Origin of the sequence: uncultured Methylobacterium sp. (genome assembly GCF_964244095.1) — a bacterium.
GTDB lineage: Bacteria > Pseudomonadota > Alphaproteobacteria > Rhizobiales > Beijerinckiaceae > Methylobacterium.
On record NZ_CAXTHR010000070.1, the window covers coordinates 1 to 22,161 of the forward strand.

Here is a 22,161-nt window from a genome sequence, read left to right on the forward strand (position 1 = left end):
GCGGGCGAGCTGAAGACCAAGCCGACGCAGCACTCGGTGAAGGAGCTGCGCTCGATCGGCATCCAGCCCGACATCCTGCTCTGCCGCTGCGACCGGCCGATCCCGGCCGACGAGCGGCGCAAGCTCGGCCTGTTCTGCAACGTGCGCGAGACCGCGGTGATCGAGGCGCGCGACGTCGCCTCGATCTACGACGTGCCGCTCTCCTACCGCGAGGCCGGCCTCGACCGCGAGGTGCTGGAGCATTTCGGCCTGGCCGCGGGCGGCGAGCCGGACCTGTCGCGCTGGCGCACGATCTCCGAGCGCGTGCACAACCCCGAGGGCGAGGTCACCATCGCCATCGTCGGCAAGTACACGGGCCTGAAGGACGCCTACAAGTCGCTCACCGAGGCGCTGACGCATGGCGGCATCAGCCACCGCTGCCGCGTCAACCTCGAATGGATCGAGTCCGAGGTGTTCGAGCGCGGGGACCCGGCGCCGTTCCTGGAGGGCATCCACGGCATCCTCGTGCCCGGCGGCTTCGGCCAGCGCGGCGCGGAAGGGAAAATCCGCGCGGCCCGCTTCGCCCGCGAACGAAAGATCCCGTATTTCGGGATCTGCTTCGGGATGCAGATGGCGGTGATCGAGGCGGCGCGCGCGCTCGCCGGGGTCCCCGAGGCCAACTCCACCGAGTTCGGCGAGACCCCCGAGCCGGTGGTGGGCCTGCTCACCGAGTGGCTGCGCGGCAACGAACTGGAGCAGCGGGCGGCCGCGGGCGACCTCGGCGGCACCATGCGGCTCGGCGCCTACGACGCGCAGCTGCAGCCCGGCACGAAGATCGCCGGGATCTACGGCACGACGACGATCTCCGAGCGCCACCGCCACCGCTACGAGGTCAACATGGCCTACCGCGCGCGGCTGGAGGCCAAGGGCCTGCGCTTCTCGGGCCTGTCGCCGGACGGCCTGCTGCCCGAGACGGTGGAGCATGTCGGCCATCCGTGGTTCATCGGCGTGCAGTTCCACCCGGAGCTGAAGTCGCGGCCCTTCGCGCCGCACCCGCTGTTCGAGGGGTTCGTGGGCGCGGCGATCGAGCAGAGCCGGCTGGTGTGAGACGCGGCTGCGACCCTCGGTCCCCGCTCGCGGAATCCGGCCGCGGCCCTATCTGTAGGGGATCGTGACCGACATCCTGTTCTACCACCTCCAGAACCAGCCGCTCGAAGCCGTGCTGCCGAGCCTCGTAGAGAAGTCGCGGGAGCGCGGCTGGCAGGCGGCGATCCAGGCCGCGAGCGAGGAGCGGCTCCAGGCGCTCGACGACCACCTCTGGACGTTCCGCGACGACAGCTTCCTGCCCCACGGCACCGACCGCGACCCGGACGCGGCGAGCCAGCCGGTGGTGCTGACGCTGCGCGAGGCCAACCCGAACGCCGCCGCGATCCGCTTCCTCGTGGAGGGCGCGGACCTTCCGCCGGATGCGGGCGCCTACGAACGGATCTGCGTGCTGTTCGACGGCACCGACCAGGACGCGCTGCTGCGCGCCCGCGAGCAGTGGAAGCGCGCCAAGGCCGCGGGCCACTCGGTCGCCTACTGGCAGCAGGACGAAGCCGGCCGCTGGCAGAAGAAGGCGTGACGGCTTTGCGCGCGACAGACTCGGATGTGAGCTCTTCCATGGGACCGACGCCCGCCGCCACCGCCGCGCCCGCGTGGGTCTCTCCCTCCCCCCTCTGCGGGGGAGGGTGGCCCGCGGAGCGGGTCGGGAGAGGGGAGCGACCTCTCCGGATATGGCGCTCCCCTCTCCCGATCCTCGCTGACGCGAGGGCCACCCTCCCCCGCAGAGGGGGGAGGGGATGCGCGCTGGGCCTCGCGCTCCTGCTGGCCTTCTCCCCGCTTTCGGCTGCCGCGCAGGCGCCGCAGCGACCGCCCTCCGAGGCTCGCCTCCCGGAAGGCCGCAAGCTCCCCCCCGATTCCACGACCGCGCAGAGCATCACGCTGCCGGACGGCCGGACGATCGCCTTCACCGCGACCGCGGGTAGCCTGCCCCTCGTCGACGAATCGGGAAAGCTCCAGGCCGAGATCGCCTTCGTCGCCTATACCCGCCCGGCGGAGGCCGGCACCGCGCGGCCGATCACCTTCGCGATCAACGGCGGGCCGGGCGCAGCCTCGGCCTACCTGAACGTCGGCGCGATCGGCCCGTGGCGCCTGCCGGTGGAGGGCCCGAGCATCAGCCCGTCGCGCCCCGTGGCGCTGGTGCCCAACGACGGCACGTGGCTCGATTTCACCGACCTCGTGTTCGTCGATCCGGTCGGCACCGGCTACAGCCGCGCGGCGGACGGCGACGGCAAGGGCTATTGGGGCGTCGAGGCCGACGCCGCGGTGCTGTCGGCGGCGATCGCCCGGTACCTGCGCGTCAACACGCGCATGGCCGACCCGAAATTCTACGTCGGCGAGAGCTACGGCGGGTTTCGCGGGCCGCTCATCGCCGCCAAGCTCCAGGAGGATATCGGCGTCGGCCTGTCGGGCCTCGTCCTGCTCTCGCCGGTGCTCGATTTCGCCACGCTCCAGCCGCCGCGCGGGAACCCCTGGGGCAACGTGCTGCGGCTTCCCTCCTACGCGGCCGGCGCGCTGGAGCGGGCCGGCCGCGTGCCGACGCGGGCGACGCTTTCCGACACGGAGAGCTACGCCACCGGCGCCTACCTCGCCGACCTGCTGAAAGGTCCCGGCGACGCGCAGGCGGTGGCGCGCCTGACCGAGCGCGTCGCGGCGCTGACCGGGCTCGACCCGGCCTTCGTGCGCGCGCAGGGCGGGCGGCCGTCCTCGAACAGCGTCCAGCGCGAGGTCGACCGCGCGTCCGGCCGCATCGCCAGCGCCTACGACACCGCGGTGACCGGCTGGGACCCCGACCCGAATGCGGCGCATTCGGGCTTCGACGACCCGCTGCTCACCGCGCTCCAGGCGCCGCTGACCAGCGCGATGATCGACCTCTACGCCAGGACGCTCAACTGGCGGGTGACCAACCTGCGCTACGAACTCCTCAACACCGCGGTCAACCGGAGCTGGAGCTGGGGCGGCGGCCGCTCCGCGCCGGAGGCGGTCGGGGCGCTGCGCGGCGTGCTGGCGCTCGACGGCAACCTGCGCGTGCTGGTGGCGCACGGCTTCACCGACCTCGTGACGCCGTACTTCGCCTCGAAGCTCCTGATCGACCAGATCCCGTCCTACGGGCCGGAGCCGCGGCTCACGCTCGCCGTATATCCCGGCGGCCACATGTTCTATTCCCGCCCCGAGGCGCGGGCCGCGTTCAGGCGCGACGTGGCGGCGATGTATGCCGCCGCCCTGACGGCGCGGGAGGCCGGCGCCGCGCCGCCTCCGCCGGAGCGTGCGAAGGAGACCCGGTGAACCCCGCGCGGCGGACGTGCCGGTCGGCGGGGGCCGTTCGGTGCCATGCAGTTCGGTGCCCTGCAATGAGCCCGGCGCGGGGGACGTGGACCTCGTCCGTCGGCGACGGGATGGTGATCTGGATCACCGCACCCGCCAGACCTTGAGCACGTCGCCGCCGAGCGGCAGCGGCTCCAGCCAGCCGGCCTCCGCTTCGCCCCGCGCCAGCCGCGTCGCGAAGGCGGGGCCGTCGAGGGCGATCGCCGGCTGGGCGGGGCACGCCACGAGGTAGCGGACGCCGTGGGCCGCGATCTGCCGGCGCAGGTCCGCCTCGCTGCCGCCGAGGCCCTCGATCGCCGCGGTGAGGCCGGCCACCGCGCGATGGTAGGGCGCTGCGACCACCGTATGCGGCGTCAGCATCAGGATCGACGGCCCGAGGAAGATCGGCGCCAGCACCGTGCCGGGCGTGAGCGCGGCGAGCGGCGCCACGGCGGTGTCGGCCATGCAGGCGAAGGCGCCCGTCTCGGCGGCTTGCGATCGGCCGTCCTGGAACAGGCCGGCGACCAGGGCCGGAACCATCCACGCGGTGCTCACGAGGCCGATCGCCAGCGCGGCGAGGCCCGCGCGGCGGCGCAGCGACGCGGTCCCGTCCGCCGCGCACCGGAACGCGCCGTCGAGCACCGGCCCCGCGACGAGGGGAACGAGTCCCGAGGCGACGTAGATGCCGCGGAACTGGAACCAGCCGATGGCGAGCGCCGGCCACAGCATCAGCGCCGCCACGCCGTAGGCGCGCCGATGCGCCGGCGTTCCGCGCCATGCCGCCCGCGACGCGGCGAGCGCGGCGAGCGCGAGCACGGGATAGTAGACCAGCACCTCCCACTGCCCGCGCGCCACGAACTTCTCCACCGACGCCATCTCGTTGACGGTGAGCAGCCAGCGGTCGCGGACCAGCGGCGTCATGCCCGGGAACGGGCCGCCGAGGCAGGCCGGGAACAGGGCCGCGAACCCGCCGATCAGCACGAGGCCGATCACGGCGACGCAGGCGAGCCGCGCCGGCACGGAGGCGAGGCGCCGGTCGAGGCCGGCGCAGGCGAGCGCCGCCGCGAGGCCGCCGCCGGCAAGCCACAGCCAGGGCGGCGAGAGCGCGTCGCAGGCGGTCGCCGTCCAGAGCTGCGGGCCCGTCTGAGCCCCGAACAGAAGCGGCGCGCCGAGCCCGAGCCCGAGGCCGAAGCCGAGGAAGGCCGGCAGGGCGGTCCGCCCGCGAAGGACCCAGTCGCCGACGACGAACAGGGCGCCGCAGGCGACCGAGGGCAACCCTTCGAGGCCGATCGCCAGCGAGAGCGCCGCCAGCGCCCCGGCGCCGATCCCCGCGGGGCGCCCGCCCCGGATCAGGCACAGGCTCAGCCCAAGGATCGCGATCATCTGGAGGTTGTGGTGGTCGATGCGGCCGGCGGCGAACTGCACGGTGACGCCGAAGGTCTGGGTCGCGGCCAGCAGCGCCAGCAGCGCCGCGCGGGCGCCGAAGGTGCGGCGCACGCCGAAGAACAGCACGGCGGCGTAGACGCCGAGCAGCAGCGGCGGCCAGAACGCGGCAGTGATCCCCTCCGCGAGGCCCCGCCCGAACAGCGGCGTCAGCAGGAGCAGCAGCCCGGCGAGCGGCGCGTCGACCAGGCGCGACCAGTGGCTCGGCACGCCGGCCGGCGGCAGGAAGCGGTGCTGCACGTTGTCGAACCAGCCCTGGCCGGCGGCGAGGTCGCGGGCCTCGACGAGGCGCATGGCGTCGTCGGTGTCGGGCACGCGCAGGTGCAGGATCGTGCCGATCACGTCACTTTGCGGGTAGAGCGAGAGCGCCGAGAACGCGACGAGCAGCCAGAGGATCTTGTGCGCGTCGAGGCGGCGCGCCGGGGTGAGGGCCGGAAACGAAGCTGTGGCCGGCATCGCGCCTCTCCGGTGCTCCGCCGGGGCGGAGGCGGCCGCGGCGACGATCCGGCAGACCATGCCCGGCGCCGCTTAACGGCCGGTCAAGGCCGCCCCGCCCGCGGACGGCGCGTGCGTGGGGCGTTTCCTTAACCGCGCCGGGTGCAGCATCCGCCCCGCTTGGAAACGTCGGGGCCGGGGCAGCGGATGAGTCACCACACCGAGACGCTGGTGATCGGCGGCGGACCCGCCGGGCTGACGGCCGCCTACCTGCTGTCGAAGCAGGGCCGCGCCGTCACCGTGCTGGAGCGCGACCCGGCCCAGGTCGGCGGCATCTCGCGCACGGTCGCTCACAACGGCTACCTGTTCGACATCGGCGGCCACCGCTTCTTCTCGAAGTCGCAGGCCGTGGTCGATCTCTGGGACGAGATCCTGCCCCACGACTTCATCGAGCGCCCGCGGCTGTCGCGGATCTACTACCGGGGCAAGTACTACGCCTATCCGCTCAGAGCCTTCGAGGCCCTGCGCAACCTCGGCGTGCTCACGAGCGCGGCCTGCGTGCTGTCCTACCTCTACGCCCGCGCGAGGCCGATCGCGGAACCGAAGCACTTCCACGCCTGGGTGCGCAACCAGTTCGGCGAGAAGCTGTTCTCGATCTTCTTCAAGACCTACACCGAGAAGGTCTGGGGCATGTCCTGCGACGCGATCTCGGCCGACTGGGCCGCGCAGCGCATCAAGGGCCTCGATCTCGGCGCGGCGATCCGCGACGCGCTCAAGCGCTCGCTCGGGTTCAAGGGCAAGCGCAGGGCCGGCGGGCCGGTGATCAAGACCCTGATCGAATCGTTCCGCTATCCTCGCCGCGGCCCCGGCATGATGTGGGAGGCGGCGGCCGCCAGGATTTCGGCGCAGGGCGGCACGGTGCTGCTCGACCGCGGCGTCGACGGCCTGAGCTTTGCGCCCGCCACGGGCCTGTGGACGGTCTCGGCGGTCCGCGGCGACGGCAGCCGCGAGACCTTCACCGCGCGCCACGTGATCTCCTCGGCGCCGGTGCGCGAACTCGTGGAGGCGATCACGCCGCGCCCGATCAGCACCTTCCAGGCGCGCGCGCTGCAGTACCGCGACTTCGTCACGGTGGCGCTCATCGCCAGGTCGGACAAGACCTTCCCCGACAACTGGATCTACATCCACGACCCGTCGGTGCAGGTCGGGCGGGTGCAGAACTTCCGCTCGTGGTCGCCGGAGATGGTGCCGGACGAGGCCCATACCTGCCTCGGGCTCGAATATTTCTGCTTCGAGGGCGACGGCCTCTGGACCGCGACGGACGCCGACCTCGTGGCGCTGGCCAAGCGCGAGATCGGGCAGATCGGCCTGATCGACCCGGCCGACGTGGTCGATGCCTGCGTCGTGCGCCAGCCCAAGGCCTATCCGGTCTACGACGAGGCGTATGCCGACAACGTCGCCACGGTGCGGCTGGAGCTGGAGCGGGATTTCCCGACGCTCCACCTCGTGGGCCGCAACGGCATGCACAAGTACAACAACCAGGACCACGCGATGATGACGGCGATGCTCACCGTCGAGAACATCGTCGCAGGCCACCGCCGCCACGACGTCTGGCGGGTCAACGAGGATGCCGAGTACACCGAGGCGGGGCTCTCGGGAGCCGAAGGCGCGCTCGGCAGCGAGCGGCTGGTGCCGCGCAAGGTCGCCTGAGCGACCGCAACGGCGGCCACAGGTGCAAGCCGGCGTCAACCTGCCGGCTTGCCCTGAGACCGTGCGCGGATCACACTTCCCGCCAACGCCCGGATTCCAGGGCGGTCCCGGGAAGGAAGCCCCCATGCGATCGGTGATCCTCGCCGCGCTGTTGTCCAGCGCCGCCCTCGTCACGTCCGGCCTCGTCACGTCCGCCCTGGCGCAGGGCGCGCCGGCGGAGACCAAGTCCAAGGCGGACGACCTCGAGAAGCTCCAGGCGTTCCGGAGCACGAACACCGCGCCCGCCCCCGAGATCCCGCAGACCGGCCGCAAGGCCGACGCGATCCGCAAGACGCTCGGGAAGATCAAGTTGCCTGAGGGCTTCAGGATCGACCTCTACGCCGTGGTGCCGGATGCCCGCTCGATCGCCGTCGGGCCCAATGCCGGCGTGCTGTTCGTGGGCACGCGCAAGACCAAGGTCTACACCGTCACCGACCGCGACAAGGACCGGGTCGCCGACGAGGTGCGCGCCTTCGCGCCGGGCATCGACTTCAAGATCCCCAACGGCGTGTGCTTCTCGAAGGACGGCGTGCTCACGGTCGTCGAGCAGAACCGCGTGCTGTCGTTCCCGGCGGCCGAGTTCTTCTACGAGGCGCCGGATGTCGCCGCCGCCGTCGTCGTCAAGCAGGGTGAACTGATCCCGGCCGGCGAGGAGAGCTACAACCACACCGCCCGCGTCTGCCGCGTCGGCCCCGACGGCAAGACCTACATCGCCCTCGGCCAGCCCTACAACGTGCCGGCCGCCGACAAGCTCGATCTCTACGCGAAGGCCGGCATCGGCGGCATCGTCCGGATGGATGCCGACGGGAAGAACCGCGAGGTGTTCGCCACCGGCATCCGCAACTCGGTGGGCATCGACTTCTCCGCGGACAAGACGTTGTGGTTCACCGACAACCAGGTCGATGGCATGGGCGACGACACGCCGCCGGGCGAATTGAACCACGTCACCAAGGCCGGCGAGCATTTCGGCTTCCCGTGGTACGGCGGCGGCAGCGTCCGCACCGTCGAGTACAAGGACCAGACGCCGCCGGCCAACGCCGTGGCGCCGGTGGCCGAACTGCCCGCGCACGCGGCCGACCTCGGGCTGACCTTCTACAACGGCCGCCAGTTCCCGAAGAGCTATCGCGGCGGCCTCTTCATCGCCGAGCACGGCTCGTGGAACCGCACCGAGCCGGTCGGCGCGCGGATCATGTTCGCGCCCGTCGGCGCCGACGGGAAGGTCGGCCAGCCGAAGCCCTTCGCCGAGGGCTGGCTGACGGCCGACGGCGAGTATCTCGGGCGGCCCGTCGACGTGGCGGTGCTGCTCGACGGCTCGCTGCTCGTCTCCGACGACACCGCGGGCGCGATCTACCGGATCTCCTACGAGGGCGACGCCGCCAAATGAGGTGCTGGGCGATCACGGCGCTGGTCGCCGCGCTCGCGTCGCCGGGCGTTCAGGCCGGCGACGCGGCCGCGGGGCGCAAGCGCGCCGCGGCCTGCCAGACCTGCCACGGGATGGATGGGCTGTCGAAGCTGCCCGAGGCGCCCAACCTCGCCGGCCAGGTCGAGATCTATCTCGTCAAGGCGCTTGGCGAGTACCGCGACGGCACCCGGCGGAACGAGGTGATGGGGGTCGTGGCCAAGGAGCTGTCGGATGCCGACATCGCCAACCTCGCGGCCTTCTACGGCGGCCTTCAGATCGAGGTGATCCCGCCCGGCTGAGGCCGTCCTTCCCCCGGCGGCCGGCCGGGCCTATCGTGGGTGGACGAGGAGGAGGAAGGCTGCGATGCGATATCCGACGGCGCCCGGCCTGCAAACGGCCGCGTTCCCCATGCGCCCGCCGACCGCGCGGCCGCAGCCCCGCCTCGTGCTGGCGGCCGCGACCGTGCTGGCGCTCGCCGCCTCGGCCGCGTTCGTCGCGCGCGCACCCGCGGCGGTAATCGATCCCGATCTGGTCCGCGTGATCCGCTGCATGGCGGCGATCAAGGGCGGGTTCGCGCTCGCGGCGCTCGCGGCCTGCCTCTGGCGCCTCGGCCGCCCGGCCTCCGGCTGGCGCCGGCTCGCCTACGTGGCGGGGCCGCCGCTGATGGCGGGCGGCGCCGTCGCGCTGTGGTCGCTGCATCTCCTCGGGCTCGCGGCGCTCGGCCTGCATCTTGGGCTGTTGGCGGTCGCCGCCGCCGCGCTCACCGACCCCGCCTTCTTCGACGGATGGCGGCCCCGGCGCGCCTGAGGATCGCCGCCGCAGTCCGGCCGTTCCAAGGGGGACCGCGTCCCGGGACGACGCACGCATCCCGTGGGAGCGCCGGGCGGGCGTCAGCGCCGCAGCAGGCGCCTGGCCTCGTCGCGGGCCCTGCGCTCGAACCGGGCGAGCCGCACCCGCCGCTCCAGCGACAGGGCGTCCCGGCCCGGCGGCAGCGCGATGATCTCGGCGATGGTCTCGCGCTCGCGGTAGAGGCTCTCCAGGGCCGAACCGGCGAGCGCTGCCGAATCGAGGCGGTCGCCGAAGCCGGTCTCGTGGCAGGCGCGCACGATCTCCGCTTCCAGCAGCAGGCCCGGCGCGCTCCCGCGGAAAGCCTCGTCGTAGGCGGTCTTGAGCAGCGTCGCGGTGCCGCCGCCGGTGAGCGCGAGGCTGATCGCCACGGGCTTTCCGTCGAGGCTCAGGATGTCGGCGCGCGCGCCGACCGGGCCGCCCGTATCCGCGAACACGGCGCGGGCGAAGGCCGCGTGCTCCGGGCGGCAGGCCATCGCCGTGCCGGCCCCGCCCTTCCAGCCCGCGCGTTCCAGGTCGAGGAAGGCGGCGACCGCCCGCTCCAGGCCGGCGCCGCCGGTGGCGGTCTCGAAGCGCACGCTCCCGCCCTCGGCGAGGCGCCGCGCGCGGCGGCGCAGGTCCTTCAGGCGCGCCTTGTGCGGATGGCCGGCGAGGAACGCGTCGTGGGTCCCCCGCCGGTCGAGCACCGGGCGCTCGAACGCGGCGACCGTGGCGCGGCGCCAGCCGGCGCGGTCCATGGCCGCGGCGAGGCCGGTGCCGGAATGTCCGTCGAGGGGCAGCAGCGGCCAGCGCCATGCGCGCCCGCCGGAGGCCGCCGCCAGCCCCGCCACGAGGGCATCGAAGGTCGCGTCGGGGTCCGGCCCGTCGGCGACCAGCGGCGCGGTGGCCGTCACGAAGGGCGAGAGCAGCGGCTGCGCGACGAAGGCCCCGAGCGCGCTCACGTCGCGCCTCAGGCGGCAGGGCAGGGCGGCGTCGAGGCGCCCGTGGCGGCGGACCGTGACGAAGCGGAGATCGTCGGGCAGGAGGCCCGCGGCGCGGTGCGCGGCCACGACGTGGCGCGCGTAATGCGGATGCGGCGCCCGCGCGCGGGCAAACAGGTCGTCCCACTCCCCCGGCTCCGGCGCGGTCGCCGTCCCGACCGAGACGGCGGGAACGCTTGCGGCCGGGATCATCGGGCGCCCCCGGCGAAGAGGCCGGTCCAGACCGGCGTCGAGAGGCCGTGCACCGCCCTGGCGGCGCGCGCCAGGACGGCGGCGCGCAGCACCGTCACCAGCGCCATCGCCAGCGCCGCGCCGACGCCGCCGAGCGGCGGCACCAGGGCGAGGCAGGCGCCGGCCGCGAGCGCCAGCATCGCCAGCGTGATGGCCGCGCAGAGCCGCTCGCCGCCGAGCATGGTCAGCAGGTCCTCGCCGGGCCCGAACAGGCTCGCCGCGACGCTGCCCGCGGCGAGCACCGCCAGGATCGGCACGCTGTCCCCGAACTGAGGCCCGAACATCGCCAGCAGCACGGGGCTCGCGGCGACGACGCCGAGCGCCACCAGGGCGGTGGCGGCGAGCGTGCCCCGGCCCTGGACGCGCACGAGCCACGCCAGCGCCGCCCGGTCGCCGACCGCATGGGCCGCGCTCAGGCGCTGGGCCGTGGCGGCGACGGCGGCGAAATGCACGAACACCACGAATTGCTGAATGCGCGTCGCGGCGAAGTACAGGCCCACCGCCGAAGGCGGCATCAGGAAGCCGAGCACCACCACGTCGACGAAGGTGAAGCCGGCATTGGCCAGATCGATCAGGGCGATCGGCAGGCTGGCGCCGAGCCAGTGCCGCCAGCGGTAGCGGCGCGGCCCCTTCGGGATCGTGCGGGCCATGCGCGCGTGCACGAGCCCGGCCTGGACGCCCACGGCGAGGATCGCGGCGGCGAGCATGCAGGCCATCGCGACCCAGGCCTCGGCCGGCGCGCCGAGGAGGATCGCGCCGGTCATCGCGGCCATCATCACGGTCTGGCGCAGCAGGTAGGGCGGCGCGATGGCCAGTACCGCCCAGTTCTGGCTGCGGGCGACGCCTTCCAAGAAGTCCTGGAGCGCGAAGAGCGGCAGCACGAGCGCCGCGACGAGGAGCGGCGCCCGGTAGGGGCCGGAGACCCATTCGGGCCGGAACAGGAGGATCGCGGCCCCGGCCATTGCCACCGCGAGCGCCGCGCCGGCGATCGCGGTGGCGGCGGCGGCGAGGTAGCCGCGGGCGTGGTCGAGGTCGCCCCGGGCCTGGTCCACCGGCAGGAAGCGGCAGGCGCCTTGCGACAGGCCGAGCGTCACGGAATGGCCGATCATCGCCGTCCAGACCCAGATGGTGGCGAAGATGCCGTATTCCTGCCAGCCCATCAGGCGGGCGGTGAGCACCTGCGCGCCGTAGGCGAAGCCCGCCGACGCGATGCGGATCGCGAACACGTCGAGCGCCGCGCGGGCCGGGCCGGCGGCGACGGTGCGGATGCGGCCGAGCGCCGTGCCGAGGGATGCCGCCGCCATGCCCGCCCCCTTCCGCCGTCCGGGTCCGCGCGACTTGGATAGCGCCACTTGAATCGCGTCCGACGACTAGCCGAAGCGCCGTTGCGGGCGGGTTAACGGCCGCGTCAGGGCCGCGGCGGATCGGCGGGCCGGCCCGCCGACCCCGGCGGGATCGCGCCCAAGGTCGGCGCCGGAGCGGTGCCGGTGGTGTCGGGCTGGAGCAGCGAGAGCGTGATCGCGCGGGTGACGTGCTCGGCCATGCAGCGCAGGCCGAGGTCGTTGAGGCGGAACTGATGCCCGAGCATGTGGCCCTCGCCCTTGTCGCTGCGCCCGGCGAGATAGCGCATCGCGTCGTAGCGCAGCACCAGCGGCACCATCTCGCGGGTCGCGACCGCGCGGACCGACTGGACGATGCTGGTGTAGTAGGCGTCGTCGGCCAAGCTCGCGGTGTAGAGCGGATCGACCAGCACCACGTCGATCGCGTGCGACTTGATCCACTTCACGGTCTCCGCGAGGGCGTCGGTGAAGGCGTCGAGCTCGACGCGGGCGAGCGCGTCGTGCGTGCCCACCTGCCAGATCACGAGATCCGGCTCGACGTCGGCGACCATGCTGCGCAGGCGCTCGGCGGCACCGGAGGCGATTTCGCCCTGGAGGCCGCGATACTCCATCAGGACGTCGACGTCCGGCAGGGAGCGTTCGAGCGCGGCTTCCAGCTTGACCGGGTAGGTGGCCGAGGCGCCCGGCGCCGAGGTGCCGCCGATGGCGAGCACCCGCACCGGCCGCTTCTCCAGCAGCGCCGCCTTCACCGCCCGGAGCTTGGCGAGCGTGTAGAGCTGCGAGCCCGGCACCCGGCACTCCGGCGACAGGCTCGGATCGCCGGCCTCGGCCTCCTTGCCCGCGGATGCCGGGGGCGGCGCGCCGATCGCCGGGGCGTCCGGCGCGCGGGGCGGCGGCTCTTGCGCGGCCGCGCCGAGGCAGAGTGGGCTCGCGAGCATCGCGCCGACGATCCGGAGCGGCGTCCTGCGACGCATCGCGAACCCCCTCACGACCGCACCCTCGGCTTGCGTCCGCGCCATTCCACGAACCACGCGGTCAGCCCCAGCCCGAACAGGCCCGAGCCGAGCACCACCACGTCGACGGCCAATCCGCCGCCGGTCCGGAAACGCAGGAGTTGGCCGCCGAGACTCAAGATCGATCCCATCGAGAACACGGCCAGGGAATTCCGGCCCAGGCTCGCCAAGTACCAGACGATCAACCCGATTCGCGGCGCGATGATGCCATAGACCGGGCCGAATGCGAGAAGGACGCCGAGGAAGTGTAACAGGCGCGCCGGCGTGAGGTAGGTCTTGTCGAAGCTGAACAGCAGGCGCGGGTCGGGCACCGACATCGGGTCGGGGCGGATGTCGAGCACCGAGAGCGCGATCCCGAGGACGACGATCGCGATCCCGACGGGGAACAGGCGGCGCGACCACAGCCGCAGCGTCCCCGAGGTCCGGTTCCAGTCCTGCAGCACGAAGCCGAGCACGAGGAGCAGTTGCCAGCAGAACGGGTCGAAGAACCAGTCGCCCTGGCCGGGCCAGGACGGCAGGTTCCATTCCCCGACGAGGCTGGCGAGATAGAGGCCCGCCGACAGGGCGAGCGCGACGACCCGGTTCTCGCGGGCGATCAGCACGAAGACCGGGGCGATCCCGAGCAGCACCACGTAGAGCGGCAGGATGTTGAAGAACCCGAGCTGGTGGGTCAGCAGCACCATGCCGACGATGGTCTGGATCGGGTCGGCGAAGAACCCGCCGGCATTGTGCCATTCGAGGATCAGCGGGTTGTCGGAGGCGAGCGCGGTGCCCGCGATCATCGCCAGCGCGATCGCCATCACCGTGAGCTGCGCCCGGTAGACCTCGATGGTGCGCGAGAGCAGGCGCAGGACCGTCTTGAGGCGCGGCTCGGCGACGCCGTCGCGGCCGCGCGTGGCGATGCCGACCGACCAGCCCGCCAGGAACACGAACAGTTCCGCGGCGTCCGAGATGCCGTACTGGGAATACGTGTACCGCTCGAAGGTGTTGCCGGGGATGTGGTTGATGAAGATCGTGACGAGGGCGAGCCCGCGCCAGAAATCGATCGCGTTCGGTTCCCGCATCGCGGCGTCGGCTCCGGGTGGTCGTGTGCGGGGTCGGCAGGCGGTTTTTTGCGGCGCAGCAAGGACCGTCGGCCCTGATACGGCGGCCCCGCCCGGACTGCAAAGACCGGCGACGGGCGAAGGCCGCCCGGCGCGGCGTCGAACCGGGGCGCCGCCGCCGCGTTACGCCGCTGTAAGGAGATCCCGATGCCGACGACGCGCCAGATCGCAGCCGCCCTGTCCCTCGCCGCCCTGATGCCGCTCGCGGCGGCGGGGCCGTCGCTGGCGCAGTCGCAGACGGGAACCGGCGGCGGCCCCGGCACGACGGTCACCGCGCCGAACACGTCCGGCGTCGGGCGGACCAAGCCGCCGGGCGCGGCGGCCGGCGCCGAGACCTCCGGCGACCGCCGGACGCGCATGCCGGCCGAGAAACAGGACGACAAGATCCAGAAGGGGATCTGCATCGGCTGCGGCGCCAAATGAGGCGTCGGGCGAGCTGCCGACGCGGCTTCCCTCGTCAGTCCGCGGGATGCTCGCGCGCGAGCCGCAGCAGGTTCTGCCCGTAGGCGGTCTTCTTGAACAGCTCGCCGCGGGCCACGAGCTGGTCGCGCCCGATGAAGCCCTGCTCGAACGCGATCTCCTCCAGGCAGGCGACCTGGAGGCCCTGCCGGTGCTGGATCGTGCGCACGAACTCGGACGCCTCCAGCAGGCTGTCGTGGGTGCCGGTGTCGAGCCACGCGTAGCCGCGCGACATCTTCTCGACGTGGAGCTCTCCGCGTTCGAGATAGGCCTCGTTGACCGAGGTGATCTCGAGTTCGCCGCGCGCCGAGGGCGTCACCGCGGCGGCGATGTCGAGCACCTGGTTGTCGTAGAAGTACAGGCCGGTCACCGCCCAGGTCGATTCCGGCTCGGTCGGCTTCTCGACGATGCGCAGCGGCCGCCCGGCCGCGTCGAGGGTGACGACCCCGTAATCCTGCGGGTTGTCGACATGGTAGGCGAACACCGTCGCGCCGAGCCTGCGCGCTGCGGCGCGCGCCAGCAGTTCGGTCATGCCGGCGCCGAAGAACAGGTTGTCGCCGAGGATCAGCGCCACGTCGTCGCCGCCCACGAACGCCCGGCCGATGATGAACGCCTGCGCCAGCCCCTCCGGCCGCGGCTGCACCGCGTAGGAGAAGCGCAGCCCGAACTGCTCGCCGGTGCCGAACAGGCGCTTGTAGTTGTCGAGGTGCTCAGGCGAGGAGATGATCAGGATGTCGCGGATGCCGGCCAGCATCAGCACCGAGACCGGATAGTAGATCATCGGCTTGTCGTAGACCGGCAGCAACTGCTTGTTGATCGACAGCGTCGCCGGATGCAGCCGTGTGCCCGAGCCGCCGGCCAGGATGATGCCCTTCATCGGGGAGCCTCCGCTGGGACCGGCCCGATCAGGCGGTCGAGGATGGTGTCGAGCGCCGCCTGCCACGGCCGCGGCGCGATGCCGTAGGCGGCGGTCAGGCTCTCGGTGGAGAGCTGCGAATTGGCCGGCCGCCGGGCCGGCGTCGGATAGGCGCTCGTCGGGATGCCGGAGACCGGCACGTCGCGCCCGCCGCGGGCCACGCTGCCGGCGACGATGGCCTTTGCGAAGCCGCACCACGTGGTGGCGCCCGCGTTGACGCAGTGGAAGGTGCCGGCGGGCGCGCCCGGATCGCCGGCCATCCGCAGGGCGACGGTTGCCAGCGCCTCGGCGAGGTCGGCCGCCGAGGTCGGGCAGCCGTGCTGGTCGTCGACCACCGTGAGCGCGTCGCGCTCGGCCGCGAGCCTGAGCATCGTCCGCACGAAGTTGCCCCGGTGCGGGCTCACCACCCAGGCGGTGCGCAGGATCGCGTGGCGCGGGTTGCCGACCCGCACCGCGAGCTCGCCGCCGGCCTTGCTCGCGCCGTAGACGCTGCGCGGGGCGATGGCGTCGTCGGGCCGGTAGGCTCCCTCGCGATCACCGGCGAAGACGTAGTCCGTCGAGACGTGGACGAGCGGTATCCCGTGCCGCGCGGTCTCGGCCGCGAGGATCGCGGGCGCCAGCGCGTTGAGGCGCCACGCCGCGACCGGCTCCGATTCGGCCCTGTCGACGGCGGTGTAGGCGGCAGCGTTGATCGCCGCCGCCCACGGCCGCTCCGCCATGAGCCCGGCCACGGCGTCGGCATCGGTGATGTCGAGGGCGGCGCGGTCGGGCGCGTGGACCCTCACGCCGGCCGGCCACACTGCTGCCCGCAACTCGGTGCCGACCTGGCCCGCGCCGCCGAGAACCAGGATGTCCATTCAGGCGCCCCCGGTCGGCGCGAGGCCGAGGCGCTCGCCGCCGTAGCGACCCTCGCGGATCGGGCGCCACCAAGCCTCGTTGTCGAGGTACCAGCGCACGGTCTCCTCGAGCGCCTGCTCGAAGGTCTTGGAGGGCGCCCAGCCGAGCTCGGCCTCGGCCTTGCCCGGATCGATCGCGTAGCGGCGGTCGTGGCCGGGCCGGTCGGCGACGAAGCGGATCAGGGTCTCGTGGGGCGCCCGCTCCGGGCGGAGGCGGTCGAAGGCGGCGCACAGCGCCGTCACCACCGCGAGGTTGCTGCGCACCGCGCGGCCGCCGAGCAGGTAGGTCTCGCCGATCCGGCCGCGCTCCAGCACCGCCACGAGGCCGCGCGCATGGTCCTCGACGTGGATCCAGTCGCGCTCGTTCAGGCCGTCGCCGTAGACCGGAAGCTCACGGCCCTCCAGCGCGTTGAGGATCATCAGCGGGATCAGCTTCTCGGGGAAGTGGCGCGGCCCGTAATTGTTCGAGCAGTTCGTCACCAGCACCGGCAGGCCGTAGGTCTCGGCCCAGGCCCGCGCCAAGTGGTCGGAGGCCGCCTTCGAGGCGGAATAGGGCGAGCGCGGGTCGTAGCGGCTGTCTTCGGTGAAGAACGCGTCCGGCGGCAGCGAGCCGTAGACCTCGTCGGTCGAGACGTGGAGGAAGCGGAAGGCCGCCTTCCGCGCCGCCGGCAGGCCCTCGTGATGGTCGCGGGCGGCGTCGAGCATCACCTGCGTGCCGATGACGTTGGTGCGCACGAAGGCGCCCGGATCGGTGATCGAGCGGTCGACGTGGCTCTCGGCGGCCAGATGCATCACCGCGTCGGGCGCGAAGCCGGCGAACGCCGCGCGGACGGCCGCCGCATCGCAGATGTCGGCCTCGACCAGCCGGTGGCGCGGGTCGTCGGCCAGCGGCGCCAGCGAGACGGGATTGGCCGCGTAGGTCAGCGCGTCGAGCGTCAGGACCGCGTGCCCGAGGTCCCGGACCATATGCAGCACCAGGGCGGAGCCGATGAAGCCGCAGCCCCCGGTCACCAGAATGCGCATGTCGGGCCTTTCCGCGTCGGTGTCAGGGGATCGCCGCGGATCGCGGATCGGAACGGTGGCGGGGCCGGCCTCAGAACACCGACCCGAGCTCGGACAGGCGCGGCGCCCGGCGGTCCTTGTCCGACAGCATCGCTTCGGCCTCCGAGACCGGCCACGCGATGCCGATCGCGGGGTCGTTCCAGACCAGGGCGCGGTCGTGCGCGGGACTGTAATAGGCGTCGACCTTGTAGGCGACCATGGTGTCGGGGGTCAGCGTGCAGAAGCCGTGGGCGAAGCCGTGCGGCACGAAGAGCTGATCGCCGCCTTGCGCATCGAGGGTGACGGCGACGTGCTGCCCGTAGGTCGGCGAATCGCGGCGCAGGTCGACCGCGACGTCGAGGATCGCGCCGGCCAGCACCCGCACGAGCTTGGCCTGGGCCTGCGGCGCGACCTGGAAGTGCAGGCCGCGGACCGTGCCCTTCGGCGCGGAGAACGACTGGTTGTCCTGGACGAACGCGCAGGCGATGCCGCCCCGCGCCAGGACGTCGGTGCGGAAGGTCTCGGAGAACCAGCCGCGGGCGTCGCCGAACCGCTTCGGGACGATCCGCTTCACCGCCGGAATCCGGGTCTCGATCACGTCCACCGCACGCCCTCCGATGGTGCCGCGCCCGCGCCGGACGCCGTCCCTGCACACGCCTTCGCGGCCGTCGCGCGATCCGCGCCGGGCTTCCTGTCATTCCCCGGGGTTGTCAAGGCGCGGGCCATCAACGGTCTCAGCGCGGGCCGGCGGACGCCGCCATCCGTCAGGGCATCCCGAACGGGCGGTTCAGCAGGCGCATCCGCCATGCTCTCGCCACGGTGCCCACGTTGAACGGTCGTGGTTTTCCGGGGCGCGGCCGCGCGTTCCTTCGAGACCGCGGGCGAGACCTGCGGGAGGGACGGCATCGGGCCCGGTGCCGGCGCGGCGTTCCACTGTCCTGAGTCGGGGTCGATGTCGAACCGTATCTTGAGGCGCCTCACGCTGGGGCTCGCGACGCTCGCCGGCCTGCTCAGTGCGCAGGCCGCCGGCGCCGTCACGGCGCCGACCCTCGTGGTCGAGGTCGATTCCGGCAAGGTGCTCTACGCGCAGGGCGCGACCGACCCGTGGTACCCGGCCTCGATCACCAAGCTGATGACCGCCTACGTCGCCCTCGACCTGGTGCGCCAGGGCAAGGTCTCCCTCGACAGCCTGATCACCGTCTCGGCGGCGGCTGCCGCCGAGCCGCCCTCGAAGATGGGCTTCAGGCCGGGCACGCAGCTCACCCTCGACAACGCGCTCAAGATCATCATGGTCAAGTCGGCCAACGACGTGGCCTGGGCGATCGGCGAGACGCTCGGCGGCACGATCGACGGCTTCGCCGACATGATGAACGAGACCGCGCGCCGGATCGGCATGCGCGAGAGCCGCTGGTACAACCCCAACGGCCTGCCCGACCCGCGGCAATGGACCTCGGCCCGCGACATGGCGGTGCTCGGCCGCGCGCTGCTGCGCGATTTCCCCGATTCGCACGACCTGTTCTCGATCTCGGCGATCCAGTTCGGCCGCGCGGTGATGGCCAACCACAACGGCCTGCTCGGGCGCTACGCCGGCGTCGACGGGATGAAGACCGGCTTCATCTGCGCGGGCGGCTTCAACGTGGTCGCGAGCGCCAACCGCAACGGCCGGCGCATCCTCACCATCGTCATGGGCAGCCCGAGCGCGCGCGAGCGCGATCTCAAGGCCGCCGACCTGTTCGATTACGGGTTCGGTCAGTCCGCCGGCTGGAGCGCGCAGACGCTCGACGCGCTGCCGGCCTCGGCCATCGCGGCCCCGCCCGACATGCGGCCCTACATCTGCGACCGCAAGAGGCCGATGCCGGTCGACGAGGGTCCGGGCCCGATCGCCGGCACCGCCGACAATGCCGGCGCGCAGTTCCTCGGTGCCGCCGGCCTGTCCTCCCCCGCCCTGACGATGGCGACGCTGAACGGCGCGGCGCTCCGCAACCGCGCCCTGCCGCCCCGCGCCCCGCTGCAGCCGATCCTCGTCTGGATCGGTCGCGACCCGGCCGAAGGGCAGGTCATGCTCAACGAGCAGGCGGACGCCGAGAAGGCGGCCGCCACGGCTGCCCGCACGGCGAAGCTCGACGCGGCCAAGGCGAAGCGCGAGGCGGCGCAGGACGCGGCCAAGCGGAAGCGCGAGGCGGCGCTCGCAGCCAAGGCTCAGGCCAAGGCGGTCGCCGGCAAGCCCGCGCCGAAGGCGACGGCCGGCCGCGGCGGCGTCCCGCGCTCGGCGAGCGCCTACACCGCCGTCGAGGTTTCCGGCATGCCGGAGGCCGGGCACAAGCCCGCGGCGCGGGCGACGCACAAGGCGGGCAGGGCTACGCCGGCCAAGACTGTGGCGGCCAAGACGACGGCGGTCAAGGCCAAGCCCACCGCGCGCAAGTCGACCGACACGTCGGACGAGTGAGGACAGCGCCCTCCTGCGATTGAGCCTTCGGCCCGGCCGCGCTAGGCCCGGCGCATGACCGATGCCCGCCGCCCCGACCTCATCCCGCTCACCGTGCTCACCGGCTTCCTCGGGGCGGGCAAGACCACGCTGCTCAACCGTTTGCTGCGCGACCCGGCGCTGTCCGACACCGTCGTCATCGTCAACGAGTTCGGCGCGGTCGGCCTCGACCACCTGCTGATCGAGGCGATCGACGAGAATATGGTGCTGCTCGGCGCCGGCTGCCTGTGCTGCACCGTGCGCGGCGACCTGATCGCGACGCTCGAAGACCTGCTGCGCAAGCGCGACAACGGCCGGATCACGCCGTTCCGCCGGGTGGTGATCGAGACCACGGGGCTCGCCGACCCGGCGCCGATCCTGCACGCGCTAATCTACCACCCGTACCTCGTGATGCGCTACCGGCTCCAGGGCGTCGTCACCGTGGTCGATGCCGTCAACGGGTTCGGTACGCTCGACGCGCACCCGGAGGCCGTGCGCCAAGCGGCGGTCGCCGACCGCATCGTGCTCGCCAAGGCGGATCTCGCCGCCGACACGGGCGCGCTCCGGGCGCGGCTCCACGCGCTCAACCCCTCGGCGCCGATCGACCCGCCCGACGTGCCGGCCGAGACCCTGCTCGGCGGCTTCTTCGGCCTCGACGGCAAGGGCGCCGACGTGCGCGCATGGCTCGGGGAGGCTCAGGCCGAGGGGCACGGACAAGCGCACGGCCACGCGCACGACGTCAACCGCCACGACGCGGCGATCCGCGCCTTCTCGTTGACGAGCGACGTGCCGGTGCCGCGCGCCGCCTTCGAGATGTTCCTCGACCTGCTGCGCGGCGGCCACGGCCCGAAGCTGCTGCGGCTCAAGGGCCTCGTCGCGCTGGCCGACGCGCCGGACCGGCCGGTGGTCGTCCACGGCGTCCAGCACGTCGTGCACGCCCCCGTGACCCTGCCGGCCTGGCCCGACGACGACCGGACCTCGCGGCTCGTGCTGATCGTGCACGACCTCGACCCGGCCTTCGTCACCCGGTTGTGGGACGCCTTCCTCGGCCGCCCGCGGATCGACGCGCCGGATGCGGCGGCGCTCACCGCCAACCCGCTGGCTATTCCGGGAGGCTGACCGCGCCGGCCCGCGGCATCATCCTTGAACCCGACCCTGCGAGCGGCGCCTCCACGGGCGTCGGACGTCCCGGACCGGGACATGTCTGTCGGATGCGGGACCAGGGGCCATGACGCGCAGCTTCACGGTGATCCAGGGCGGGCGGTCGGGGCCGGAGGCGCAGGCCGAGCCCTTGCTCGGGTCCGGTGCGGCGCCGGGCTGGCGCGTCGACCTCCACCGGGCCGGGACCGTCGATGCCGGCGCGGTGGCCGCGTGGCGGGCGCTGATGGCGCGCAACGCCGTCACCGACCCGCAGGCCGACCCGGACTACGTGCTGAGCGCGGCGCGCCATCAGGCGCAGGGCTGCCGGATCGCCTTCGCGCTGGCCTGGGACCGGGATCGCACCGGGACCGAGGCGCTCCAGGGCGTGGTGCCGCTGGCGATGCCCCATCCGGTCTGGGGACGCGCCCGCGCCCGCCTGTGGCAGCCTCCCGGCCTGCCGCACCCGGCGGCCGCCCTGATCGACGGCCCCCGCGCGGAGGCCGTCGACACCGCGATCCGCCGCCGGCTCGCGCATCTGCGCCGCCCGCTCCGCCTCGACGCGCCGGCCCGCCCGGCCGTGCCCGCCGCCGCCCCACGGCCCGTCCTCGCCGCGTCCCGTGCGGACGGGCGCATCCGGACGATCCCCGCCGGCTGCGTCGTCGGCGTGCGGCCCGCGGGATACGCAGCGCCGCGCGAGGTCGAGCACGTCTCCGATCCGGCGCGGATCACCGCCGCCGTCGAGGCGTTCCTGGCGCTCGATGCGCGCCACGCGGCGCAGCCGATCATCGCCGACCCGTCCGAGACGTCGATGGTGCGGGTGGTGACCCGCCTGTTCGCGCGACGCGGCCAGATGCGGATCGAACTCGCCCGCCGCGCCGGCGAACTCGTCGCCGGCACGCTCCACCTCGGCGCCGGCGCGCGCGCGGTGGTGTGGCGGCACGCGGCACGCGGATGATCCGGTCCGGTTTAGGATGTCAGCGGAACGGGAGGAGGCGGTGCGGGTCGCTGACGCGTCCGGTCCGCGCTGCCCGGATGGTCTCGCGCCCGGCCTTCGCCTGCGGGCCGACCAGCCCGCTCATGCCGCGCGCGACATGGCCGACCAACCTGCCTCTGGTATTCTAAGCATCATTGCGCGAAGTGGCCGCCGGTTCGCGCAAAAAAAAATGATGCGGCACCGAAGAGCTCTAATACCAGTGGCGGCTATCATCTACCCATCCGTCCTCCGCGCAGGGCCGAGATACAAAGGGTGAGGGATAGCCGCCGTTGGTATACCCCTACGCGGATGGAATCCCGGCCTCGGCTTTTCCGATGAGGTGGAA

Annotated in this window: 20 protein-coding genes; 11 read left to right on the plus strand and 9 right to left on the minus strand. The window is 73.1% G+C overall.

What is annotated here, in order from left to right:
• The 3 genes from ACFE86_RS12520 to ACFE86_RS12530 all read left to right on the plus strand — a co-directional run.
• The coding region (locus ACFE86_RS12520; RefSeq protein WP_375455658.1) for a CTP synthase at positions 1 to 1,086 on the plus strand (1,086 nt) is incomplete at its 5' end.
• 64 nt (positions 1,087 to 1,150) lie between these two features.
• Positions 1,151 to 1,603 (plus strand): DNA polymerase III subunit chi, encoded by a 453-nt coding sequence (locus ACFE86_RS12525; protein WP_375455659.1) that lies wholly within the window; start codon positions 1,151 to 1,153, stop codon positions 1,601 to 1,603.
• 38 nt (positions 1,604 to 1,641) lie between these two features.
• Positions 1,642 to 3,366 carry a S10 family peptidase gene (locus ACFE86_RS12530; protein ID WP_375455660.1) on the plus strand — a complete coding sequence of 575 codons (1,725 nt, stop codon included), beginning with the start codon at positions 1,642 to 1,644 and terminating at the stop codon, positions 3,364 to 3,366.
• A gap of 123 nt (positions 3,367 to 3,489) precedes the next feature.
• Here ACFE86_RS12530 and ACFE86_RS12535 read toward each other — a convergent pair whose 3' ends face one another.
• On the minus strand, positions 3,490 to 5,283 hold the full coding sequence (locus tag ACFE86_RS12535; protein ID WP_375455661.1) for a hypothetical protein: 1,794 nt from the start codon (positions 5,281 to 5,283) through the stop codon (positions 3,490 to 3,492).
• Positions 5,284 to 5,469: 186 nt separating this feature from the next.
• Here ACFE86_RS12535 and ACFE86_RS12540 point away from each other — a divergent pair, with 186 nt between their 5' ends.
• From ACFE86_RS12540 to ACFE86_RS12555, 4 genes are all read left to right on the plus strand, one after another.
• Positions 5,470 to 6,972 carry an NAD(P)/FAD-dependent oxidoreductase gene (locus ACFE86_RS12540; protein WP_375455662.1) on the plus strand — a complete coding sequence of 501 codons (1,503 nt, stop codon included), beginning with the start codon at positions 5,470 to 5,472 and terminating at the stop codon, positions 6,970 to 6,972.
• Between the two features lie 124 nt (positions 6,973 to 7,096).
• Positions 7,097 to 8,395, plus strand: a complete 1,299-nt coding sequence (locus ACFE86_RS12545) for a PQQ-dependent sugar dehydrogenase (RefSeq protein WP_375455663.1) — start codon at positions 7,097 to 7,099, stop codon at positions 8,393 to 8,395.
• Positions 8,392 to 8,712 (plus strand): c-type cytochrome, encoded by a 321-nt coding sequence (locus ACFE86_RS12550; protein WP_375455664.1) that lies wholly within the window; start codon positions 8,392 to 8,394, stop codon positions 8,710 to 8,712. The genes ACFE86_RS12545 and ACFE86_RS12550 overlap by 4 nt, the downstream gene beginning before the upstream one ends.
• A 64-nt stretch (positions 8,713 to 8,776) precedes the next feature.
• Complete coding sequence (locus ACFE86_RS12555) at positions 8,777 to 9,220, plus strand: hypothetical protein (protein WP_375455665.1); 444 nt, start codon at positions 8,777 to 8,779, stop codon at positions 9,218 to 9,220.
• 83 nt (positions 9,221 to 9,303) lie between these two features.
• Here the strand turns inward: ACFE86_RS12555 and ACFE86_RS12560 are convergent, their stop codons facing one another.
• The 4 genes from ACFE86_RS12560 to ACFE86_RS12575 form a co-directional block, all read right to left on the minus strand.
• The gene (locus ACFE86_RS12560) at positions 9,304 to 10,431 is read right to left on the minus strand and encodes a GNAT family N-acetyltransferase (protein WP_375455666.1); all 1,128 of its coding nucleotides are present in this window, start codon (positions 10,429 to 10,431) and stop codon (positions 9,304 to 9,306) included.
• Positions 10,428 to 11,774, minus strand: a complete 1,347-nt coding sequence (locus tag ACFE86_RS12565; RefSeq protein ID WP_375455667.1) for a lipopolysaccharide biosynthesis protein — start codon at positions 11,772 to 11,774, stop codon at positions 10,428 to 10,430. Before ACFE86_RS12565 ends, ACFE86_RS12560 begins: the two co-directional genes overlap by 4 nt.
• Before the next feature lie 104 nt (positions 11,775 to 11,878).
• The gene (locus ACFE86_RS12570; RefSeq protein ID WP_375455668.1) at positions 11,879 to 12,784 is read right to left on the minus strand and encodes an SGNH/GDSL hydrolase family protein; all 906 of its coding nucleotides are present in this window, start codon (positions 12,782 to 12,784) and stop codon (positions 11,879 to 11,881) included.
• A gap of 11 nt (positions 12,785 to 12,795) precedes the next feature.
• Entirely contained in the window at positions 12,796 to 13,887 is a 1,092-nt protein-coding gene (locus ACFE86_RS12575) for an OpgC family protein (protein ID WP_375455669.1), read from the minus strand.
• A 186-nt stretch (positions 13,888 to 14,073) separates the two neighbouring features.
• Here ACFE86_RS12575 and ACFE86_RS12580 point away from each other — a divergent pair, with 186 nt between their 5' ends.
• Positions 14,074 to 14,349: a hypothetical protein gene (locus tag ACFE86_RS12580; protein ID WP_375455670.1), complete on the plus strand. Its 276-nt coding sequence runs from the start codon at positions 14,074 to 14,076 to the stop codon at positions 14,347 to 14,349.
• A 34-nt stretch (positions 14,350 to 14,383) separates the two neighbouring features.
• Here ACFE86_RS12580 and rfbA read toward each other — a convergent pair whose 3' ends face one another.
• The 4 genes from rfbA to rfbC form a co-directional block, all read right to left on the minus strand.
• Complete coding sequence (rfbA, locus tag ACFE86_RS12585; protein WP_375455671.1) at positions 14,384 to 15,262, minus strand: glucose-1-phosphate thymidylyltransferase RfbA; 879 nt, start codon at positions 15,260 to 15,262, stop codon at positions 14,384 to 14,386.
• The gene (gene rfbD, locus ACFE86_RS12590) at positions 15,259 to 16,158 is read right to left on the minus strand and encodes a dTDP-4-dehydrorhamnose reductase (RefSeq protein ID WP_375455672.1); all 900 of its coding nucleotides are present in this window, start codon (positions 16,156 to 16,158) and stop codon (positions 15,259 to 15,261) included. The genes rfbA and rfbD overlap by 4 nt, the downstream gene beginning before the upstream one ends.
• Positions 16,159 to 17,220, minus strand: a complete 1,062-nt coding sequence (gene rfbB / locus ACFE86_RS12595) for a dTDP-glucose 4,6-dehydratase (RefSeq protein WP_375455673.1) — start codon at positions 17,218 to 17,220, stop codon at positions 16,159 to 16,161.
• Between the two features lie 70 nt (positions 17,221 to 17,290).
• On the minus strand, positions 17,291 to 17,842 hold the full coding sequence (gene rfbC, locus ACFE86_RS12600; protein WP_375455674.1) for a dTDP-4-dehydrorhamnose 3,5-epimerase: 552 nt from the start codon (positions 17,840 to 17,842) through the stop codon (positions 17,291 to 17,293).
• Between the two features lie 348 nt (positions 17,843 to 18,190).
• Between rfbC and ACFE86_RS12605 the strand changes: the two genes are divergently transcribed.
• The 3 genes from ACFE86_RS12605 to ACFE86_RS12615 all read left to right on the plus strand — a co-directional run bounded on the left by ACFE86_RS12605 (position 18,191) and on the right by ACFE86_RS12615 (position 21,797).
• Positions 18,191 to 19,684, plus strand: coding sequence for a D-alanyl-D-alanine carboxypeptidase family protein (locus tag ACFE86_RS12605; protein ID WP_375455675.1), 1,494 nt, complete (start codon positions 18,191 to 18,193; stop codon positions 19,682 to 19,684).
• A gap of 54 nt (positions 19,685 to 19,738) precedes the next feature.
• The gene (locus ACFE86_RS12610) at positions 19,739 to 20,821 is read left to right on the plus strand and encodes a CobW family GTP-binding protein (protein WP_375455676.1); all 1,083 of its coding nucleotides are present in this window, start codon (positions 19,739 to 19,741) and stop codon (positions 20,819 to 20,821) included.
• Between the two features lie 109 nt (positions 20,822 to 20,930).
• Positions 20,931 to 21,797 (plus strand): GNAT family N-acetyltransferase, encoded by an 867-nt coding sequence (locus ACFE86_RS12615; protein ID WP_375455677.1) that lies wholly within the window; start codon positions 20,931 to 20,933, stop codon positions 21,795 to 21,797.
• Positions 21,798 to 22,161 lie beyond the last annotated feature (364 nt).